The following is a 6,845-nucleotide window of genomic DNA, read 5'->3' as shown; positions in this document are numbered from 1 at the left end:
GGGTGGGGCCGCCCCGGGTGGGTGCTGACCTACCTGGAGCGAAGGGAGGGGACCCCCTTCACCGCCATAGACGGAGTGAGTCCGCCAGGTGTTACAGGTTCCGCGGAAGATTTTTCAGGCGCTCTCGCCCGCGGGCAGGATGCGGCGGACGATCTTGTCGTCGCGGTCGATGGCCTCGGCGATCCGGAGCGGCCCCCACCCGTACGGTTCGGCGTTCATGACGGGGATCAGCTCGTTGCGGATCTGGATGGCCGCGGCCTGCCGCGCCTTCGCCGCCTCGTACTCCGTGGCGATCTTGGGCAGCTTCCGCTCGGCGTTCTTGACGAACCGCACGCCCGCGGCGCGCGCGGCGGCCGGCTGCTTGTCCCGCTTGGGGAGGTCGGCGACGCTCGGCACCTTCAGGACGCGGGCCAGGACCCGGTTGCAGGCGTTGCGGTTGATGCCCGCGGAGAAGTAGACGCCCTGCGCCGTGGTGTAGAAGGCGAGCGAGCACATCGCGGCGTCGCGCTTGGGCAGCAGCTCGGCGACCTTCTCCTCCCACAGGTCCACGGCTTCGGCCGCGCGGCGCAGCCGGTCCTCGGGAGCCCCGTCGGCCGCGGTGAGTTCGTCCACGATCTCCTGCCGGGCCTGCTCGCGGATGGTCGCGAAGTCGGGCCGCTCCATCGGGTCGACGCGGACTCGGCCGCCCGCGGTGCGCAGCATCTCGCCGGCGTCCTCCAGGTGGGCGATGGCGGCACTGCGGCGGGCGGCGGCGCCCTCGTACCGGGCGCAGATCACGGCGGCCTTCTGCACGACGTCCTTGTGGTGCGGGATGCCGGCGTTGCGGGCGGCCTCCGCGCGGTCGGCGGGCCAGCTCGGGGGGTTGATCTGCTCCTCGCGGTCCAGGTCGTCGTGCAGCAGGGTCATCGTCAGGCGCCGCAGGTGGGTGCGGGCGATCCCGAACTTCTCGTGGAGGTCGGGGGCGTACTCATACAGGGCCGCGGAGGCGACGAGCTGCTGACGCTCCTCCTTGAGCATGGACAGTTCCATGAACGCCTGGTCGCGGATCTCCTCGGCGAGCGTGCGGCGCTCGCGCGGGTCGGTGACCTCGGCCAGTTCGGCGTCCACCTCGGCTCTCGCGTCGGCGCGGATCTTGTCGTAGTCGATGCTGCTCATGGTGTGCCCGTTTCCGGGTGCGCGCCCTGTGGGCGCTGGTGGCAGGGGACCCCCCTAGCCGTTCGTCCTTGGCCCAGAACTGTACACCATGTCCGCGACGGGGAGTCTGGTTCGGCCGAGTTCCCGGAGCGCGCGCAGCACCAGGAGGTCCCAGGCGGGCGGCCGGCCTGCGTCGAGCCGGACCCGCGGGGGGATCGTCGGCGGGGGAGCGGCGGTCATCGCTTCCCCTGGTGGCGGCGCTTGGCCTCCCGCATCGGGCGGTACTCGGCGGCCGAGCACAGGTAGGTGAAGTGCAGGGTGCGGGACGCGACCGTGATCGTGATGCCGTACGGCCACCGGCGGCCACGCATCAGCCCGAAGCTGATCAGGACCGGGTGGGTGTGGCGCCAGCCGCCGACGCTGCACCGGGGCAGGAAGTGCCCGCCGAAGGTCCGGTACCAGGAGCCGGTCGTGTGGAGGGTGAGGGTGGGGCCGAGGCGGGCGAGGCCGACGGTGTACCGGAACAGGCTCAGGGTGGCGCCGACGGTGCGGGTGCGCTCCTGGTCCATGTCGTAGGTGCGCACGGGCCCGACGGCGAAGCGGGAGCCGCCGCGCCACATCAGCAGGTGCCAGCACAGGGTGAGCTGGAGGGTACGAGTCTTCATCGCGCACCGCCGGTGACGCGGATGGTGGTGCCGTCGAACCGTCGGACGGTCTCGGAGGCCGGCTCGGGGGTGACGCGGGAGCGGCTGCCGTCTGGGTGCAGCGCGAACTCGGCGCCGCCCGGGTAGCGGACGGTCATCTCGCCGGGGAGCATCGGCCGGCGGACCTTCCAACCGTGGCTGTAGGACTCGCGGGGGTGGTCCTCGAACCAGGAGTTGCACGTCGTGCACACCAGGAGCAGGTTCTGCGGCTGGTTGATCCACTCCTCGCGCGAGGAGCCCATGCCCCGGTTGACCCGGTGGTGGATGGTGAGGTTGGCCGGGGTGTTGCAGCGGACGCAGCGCCCGCCGTCGCGCACGTGCACGAGGTGGCGCACCGCGTCCGTGGGGCCTGTACGGCGGCGTCGAGAGGCCACGGCCGGTTCTCCGTCCTGCGCCCGCACGCTGGGCCGCCGGTGACGGCCGCGGGGGAAGCGGCGGGCGCGAGGACGGGAACATGCACGTCCGGGGCGGTTACCGTCCCGGGGTGGGAGGTCAGTCGCCGGCGGTCGCCCGCTGCACCTGCCGCTCCCGGGCGGTGCTGATGGCGTCGAGGAGTTCCGCGGCGTACGGGACCGGCACGTAGCCGACGTAGACGCGACCGGTGTTGGTGCCGTTGTCGCCGAGGACGACTTCGTACTCCCCGCCGGTCTGCTCGTCGTCGTAGTTGTACGTACCGGGCCCGGCGTCCTCCAGGGGCCCCTCGGCCTGGTCGAACCAGGCGATCCCGAAGACGGCGTCGACCGCTTCGGCGATGACCTCGTTCGGGACGTCGTTCAGCTCGACGGTGGCGCGGGTGTCGTCATCGACGCAGACCCGGCCGTCGCCGAGATCGTTCGGCTTGCTGATGTTGAGCATGACGGGGCAGCAGTAGGTAGGGGTCTTGGTGTGGTCGAGGCCGGGAAGGGCCAGGCAGAGAGCGTTGACGGCGGAGCTCTGGAGTTCGTCCCAGGCGTCCTTCCACTCTGCGAGGGCTTCCGTCACGGTGGGCTTCATGTGCTCGTGTCCGATCGTTCGTGCCGGGGAGCCGACGGGTTCGGCTGCCCGGCCTGGAGCGGGGTTCGAGCTGGAGAAGGTGCCGGCTGAAAGCGCTAGCGTCTCGGCGTGAGGCCGCTTGTCGGCCGAGAAGTCTCCTGGGCCACGACGAGGCCCGCAGCAGCCCACTTCGGTCCGCCACGGGCCCTTCTTCGTCTTCTTCCTTCGGTTGTGTTGGGTTCTTCTTGTTTACGTGCGCTCCAGCGCATGAGGCCAAATGCGGTGTCGCGTACGTGGCCTGATGCGGTGTAGCGCACGTGGGTTTCACCTCATGCGCTACACCGCACTAGGAAACCCTGATGCGCTCTGGCGTACGTGGATTATTTGCGCAGGTCAGACACGGTGCGGCTGTCGCGCTCCGAAGCGGTCGAGGATCAGGCGCTTCAGGAGCTGTCGGCGGCGCGGTCGCCCGATCACGATGACCGACTCCACGGGACCGTCCTCACCGACCGGCGAGAGCGCGACGACGCCGCCGCGCGCGGGCTCCAGCTCCGCGACCGAAGCCGCGGCCGGGGCCGGGCTCGGGGCCGGCTGCTTCCTCTCCTCGTCCGCCTGGTCGACGCCCGCGCGCAGCTCCCAGCACAGCCGCTCGTGCTCGCTCGCGTACGTCCCGGCCGCGCTGACCCGGGCGCCGAGGGCCAGCCACCGCGCGAACGTCCGGTACGAGACCCCGATGCCCTCGGCGGCCTGCACGCGCGTCGCCCCCTCGCGGATCGCGGCGACGAGCTGCTTCACGTTCTCGGCCGTCACCACGAACGACCCGCCCGTCGGGTTCGTCGGCCCGCCCTGGGCCGGGGACAGCACCGGCACGACCACCTCGGGCCGCGCGGCTTCCACGCGGGCGTGGAGGATGCCGCACAGCCGCTCGTACTCGGTCCGGGCCGTACCGTTCGCGTGCACCTCCCGGCCCCGGGCGAGCCACCGCAGGACGCTGCGCTTGTCCACCCCCGCAGCCTTGGCCGCGTCCCGCAGCCGGCCCTCCTCGCACAGCGGCGTCACGGCCTCCAGGATCTCCTCCGTGAGCAGCGCCGGGCGGCCGATCGGCTTCTTCCCGGCGGGCACGCCCTTGCCCAGGTCCTCGTCGCTCACGATCCTGTCGATGGCCTTCCGCTTCCGCTCGGCGTTCTCCAGCTCCAGGACCAGGCGCAGCGTCAGCAGGTCGAGGCCGCTCGTCGCGCTGCCCTCGTTGTCGCGGACTCGGCGGCCGTGGGTGATCCACCCCTGCAACGTCGACAGGGGCACGTCGAACTGCGCGGCGACCTCCGGCCGGGTCTTGCCCTTCTGCACCGCCTTGGCGATGCGGGTGATCGTCTGCGTGGTCAGGCGGGTCGGGCGGCCACGGGTCGGAAGAGAGGTGTTCGTCATGGCGCGGAAGGTAGGCACACCGGCCCATTAGTGTCCTGGGGTCCCCGGGCGGGCTCCTGGCCAGCAACGGCGCCGGGGACGGTAGCGGTCGGCGAACCGCATGGTGCACGGCCTCCGGGGCGCAGCAGAGCGCCCCCACACCGTGGAGGACTCCGTGCTCCGACCGACCCCCGGCGCAGCCCCGGGGAGACCGAGACTGCACCTGGTGCCGGTCAAGCAGAAGGACGCCAAGGCGTTCGTCACCGAGTGGCACCGCCACCACAAGCCCCCGGCCGGCGCGGTGTTCTGCGTGGGCGCGGCCGACGACGACGGCGTACTGCGCGCGGTCGCCATGGTCGGCCGCCCGGTGGCCCGGATGCTCGACAACGGCCAGACCCTCGAAGTCACCCGCACGGCGACGGACGGCACGGTCAACGCGAACTCACTCTTGTACGGCGCAGCATGGCGCGCGGCGAAGGCCCTCGGCTACACGCGGCTCGTCACGTACACGCAGGCCGGGGAGAGCGGGGCGAGCCTGCGCGGCGCCGGGTGGCGGGTCATCGCGCAGCGGGCGCCGCGACGGGGCTGGAGCTGCCCCAGCCGCCCCCGCGAGTCCCACGGCACGGACCGGATCGCCCGGACGCTGTGGGAAGCCCCAGCAGCCTCCTGAGTCCCACCAGCCACGAAAACGTCAGGTAACGCCGTCGAAGACCGTTCTTCGCCACGAGCGGACTGAGGGAGCAGACAGCAACGGCCCGCGCGCCACCCGGCGCGCGGGCCTTCCTCGTTCCAGATGACCCGGGAGGTCAGACCACCGTGTTCGCAACCATCTTCATCCTGCTGTACGCCGCGCACCTGGTGTCCGACTACGCGCTCCAGACGGATTGGCAGTCGGAGCACAAGGCGCTGCGGACCCTGGCCGGCTGGTGGGCCAACCTGTGCCACGCCGGTACGCACGTCGCCGTGTCGGCCTTCGCCCTCGGCGCCGGGAAGGCGCTGCTCGACCTGCTGCTGACGTGGCCGGACGTGACGGGCGTCCTCGTGTGGGTGGGCTTCTCGCACGGCCTGATCGATCGCCGCTGGCCGATCCAGTGGTGGATGGAGCACACCGGCAGCCGCTCGTTCTTCCAGCGCGGCGGGGCGCCCCTGGTCGACCAGACCGCTCACGTCACCGCGCTGGTGATCGCCGCCCTAGGGGCCGCCGCGTGACGGGCGGGGCGCAGCGCCCGGTACTCGGCGATCAGCTCGGCCACCTCGGCGCCGGTGAACCCGTCGGCCTCCTCCAGGGCGGCGTCCGGGATCGGCTCGTCGGCCGGGTAGCCGAGGGCGGGACGGCCCGCGAGGTGCCCGCACAGGGCGTCCAGGCGGTCAAGGAGCGCCGCTCGGCGGGCCTGCTCGGGGTTCAGCGACCGCAGCCACCAGTAGCGCTCATGAGGCAGCTCACCGATGCGCGGGGGGAGGGTCCGGCGGATCGTGTCGGCACGCTCGGCCAGCGCGTTCCACACGGGCAGCCGCAGCGCAGCGACCAGCGTCGCCGGGTCGGCTTCGACGGTCGTGGCGGTCATGCTCTTCACCGTCGCACCCGGCACTGACAATGCGCCGCGCCCCGTACGCGGAGGTCCGTCGTACGGGGCGCGGCGTTGCTGCGGGCGGCTCAGCCCTCGGCGCCGCCGAAGAGTCCGCCGGTCGTGCCGCCGTTGCCGCCACCGCTGTCGTCGCCCGGCGGCGGGGTGGGGGAGACGGGCGGCGGGCTGGACGGCTCGGGCTGCGTCGGGCCGGCTGTGGGCCCCGGGCCGGGCTCGCACTCCGGGTCGAAGATGTTGCAGCTCGCCGTCGGCGACGGCTCGGGCGCGGGGGCCTGCGGGTCTCCGGTGAACACGGCGAACGCGGCCAGGACGGCGCCGACGACGATCAGGGCGACACCGACGACCAGGGCGCCGAGGCGGCGACGGGACGGGCTATCGGACATGGGGGTGGGCCTTCCTCTCGGGGACGAATCCGCGGGAGGGTGGCCCACCCGAACAGCTTGTGACCCGGGCTCGATCAGCGCCGAACGGACGGCGCCCTCACGGCGGGCGGCGCGGCCGGAGCCTTGGGCGCGGCGGGCGCCTTCGCGGCCGGGGCCTTCGGCGCGGCCGGGGCCTTCGGCTGCTTCGCCGTACCGCCGCCCGGCTTCTTCGGGGACGTCGTCTTGCCCGAGCCGCCCGGCACGGTCGCGTGCCCGGTGCCGACGCCGGGCGCAGCACCGGCTCCGGCCGGGGCGTGCAGCACACACGGCCGGGCGCCGGAGGCCACGATGTCCACCGCCCCGGACCGGGAGGCCGGGCAGGTCGGCAAGCTGTCGTCGTCGTCCGTGAGCAGGCTCAGCGAGAACAGCAGGGCGAACGTGAACAGGGCGGCGGATATGGCGACCGTCAGACGGTGGCGGTCGACGGGGCGGTGCGACTTCACGGAGGGGCCTTTCAGCGGATGGGGCGGGTCAGGGGGGGGGCCGGGAGGAGGGGTCGCCAGCGCCGTGGGGGGGGGTGGCGGGGGAGGGGCCCCACTTTTCGGGGGCGGGGGCTTGCCTCCCCCGCGCGCCGGGGGGGGAGGCTTCCGTGGGGGCGGGGGCCTTGCCCCGGGGGCACCCGG

Annotated in this window: 10 protein-coding genes; 2 read left to right on the top strand and 8 right to left on the bottom strand. The window is 73.0% G+C overall.

Annotated elements, in window-relative coordinates; translation table 11 throughout:
• Nucleotides 1–114: 114 nt before the first annotated feature.
• The 5 genes from C6N75_RS24010 to C6N75_RS23990 form a co-directional block, all read right to left on the bottom strand.
• Complete coding sequence (locus tag C6N75_RS24010) at nt 115–1,155, bottom strand: hypothetical protein (RefSeq protein WP_105870984.1); 1,041 nt, start codon at nt 1,153–1,155, stop codon at nt 115–117.
• Nucleotides 1,156–1,370: 215 nt separating this feature from the next.
• Nucleotides 1,371–1,799 (bottom strand): hypothetical protein, encoded by a 429-nt coding sequence (locus C6N75_RS24005; RefSeq protein ID WP_105870983.1) that lies wholly within the window; start codon nt 1,797–1,799, stop codon nt 1,371–1,373.
• A complete protein-coding gene (locus C6N75_RS24000; RefSeq protein ID WP_146132655.1) occupies nt 1,796–2,212 on the bottom strand; it encodes an HNH endonuclease in 417 nt (138 codons plus the stop codon). Before C6N75_RS24000 ends, C6N75_RS24005 begins: the two co-directional genes overlap by 4 nt.
• A gap of 118 nt (nt 2,213–2,330) precedes the next feature.
• The gene (locus C6N75_RS23995) at nt 2,331–2,831 is read right to left on the bottom strand and encodes a hypothetical protein (RefSeq protein ID WP_105870981.1); all 501 of its coding nucleotides are present in this window, start codon (nt 2,829–2,831) and stop codon (nt 2,331–2,333) included.
• A 372-nt stretch (nt 2,832–3,203) separates the two neighbouring features.
• On the bottom strand, nt 3,204–4,235 hold the full coding sequence (locus C6N75_RS23990; protein WP_105870980.1) for a hypothetical protein: 1,032 nt from the start codon (nt 4,233–4,235) through the stop codon (nt 3,204–3,206).
• Between the two features lie 205 nt (nt 4,236–4,440).
• Here C6N75_RS23990 and C6N75_RS23985 point away from each other — a divergent pair, with 205 nt between their 5' ends.
• Nucleotides 4,441–4,884 (top strand): XF1762 family protein, encoded by a 444-nt coding sequence (locus C6N75_RS23985; protein ID WP_105870979.1) that lies wholly within the window; start codon nt 4,441–4,443, stop codon nt 4,882–4,884.
• Between the two features lie 146 nt (nt 4,885–5,030).
• A complete protein-coding gene (locus tag C6N75_RS23980) occupies nt 5,031–5,423 on the top strand; it encodes a DUF3307 domain-containing protein (RefSeq protein WP_105870978.1) in 393 nt (130 codons plus the stop codon).
• Here C6N75_RS23980 and C6N75_RS23975 read toward each other — a convergent pair.
• The 3 genes from C6N75_RS23975 to C6N75_RS23965 form a co-directional block, all read right to left on the bottom strand.
• Nucleotides 5,378–5,779 (bottom strand): hypothetical protein, encoded by a 402-nt coding sequence (locus tag C6N75_RS23975; protein WP_258177578.1) that lies wholly within the window; start codon nt 5,777–5,779, stop codon nt 5,378–5,380. The genes C6N75_RS23980 and C6N75_RS23975 overlap by 46 nt on opposite strands.
• Before the next feature lie 89 nt (nt 5,780–5,868).
• Nucleotides 5,869–6,183 carry a hypothetical protein gene (locus C6N75_RS23970; protein WP_105870977.1) on the bottom strand — a complete coding sequence of 105 codons (315 nt, stop codon included), beginning with the start codon at nt 6,181–6,183 and terminating at the stop codon, nt 5,869–5,871.
• 74 nt (nt 6,184–6,257) lie between these two features.
• Nucleotides 6,258–6,665, bottom strand: a complete 408-nt coding sequence (locus tag C6N75_RS23965) for a hypothetical protein (RefSeq protein ID WP_105870976.1) — start codon at nt 6,663–6,665, stop codon at nt 6,258–6,260.
• Nucleotides 6,666–6,845 lie beyond the last annotated feature (180 nt).

This window comes from Streptomyces solincola, assembly GCF_002982015.1.
Classification (GTDB): Bacteria; Actinomycetota; Actinomycetes; order Streptomycetales; family Streptomycetaceae; genus Streptomyces; species Streptomyces solincola.
Note: the sequence above shows the minus strand (reverse complement) of the source record. Positions and strands in the feature narration are given on the sequence as shown.

Bases quoted from the DNA above. Each gene is read 5' to 3' on its own strand.
- C6N75_RS24010 (WP_105870984.1), bottom strand. From the start codon at position 1,155: ATGAGCAGCATCGACTACGACAAGATCCGCGCCGACGCGAGAGCCGAG.
- C6N75_RS24005 (WP_105870983.1), bottom strand. From the start codon at position 1,799: ATGAAGACTCGTACCCTCCAGCTCACCCTGTGCTGGCACCTGCTGATG.
- C6N75_RS23995 (WP_105870981.1), bottom strand. From the start codon at position 2,831: ATGAAGCCCACCGTGACGGAAGCCCTCGCAGAGTGGAAGGACGCCTGG.
- C6N75_RS23990 (WP_105870980.1), bottom strand. From the start codon at position 4,235: ATGACGAACACCTCTCTTCCGACCCGTGGCCGCCCGACCCGCCTGACC.
- C6N75_RS23975 (WP_258177578.1), bottom strand. From the start codon at position 5,779: ATGACCGCCACGACCGTCGAAGCCGACCCGGCGACGCTGGTCGCTGCG.
- C6N75_RS23970 (WP_105870977.1), bottom strand. From the start codon at position 6,183: ATGTCCGATAGCCCGTCCCGTCGCCGCCTCGGCGCCCTGGTCGTCGGT.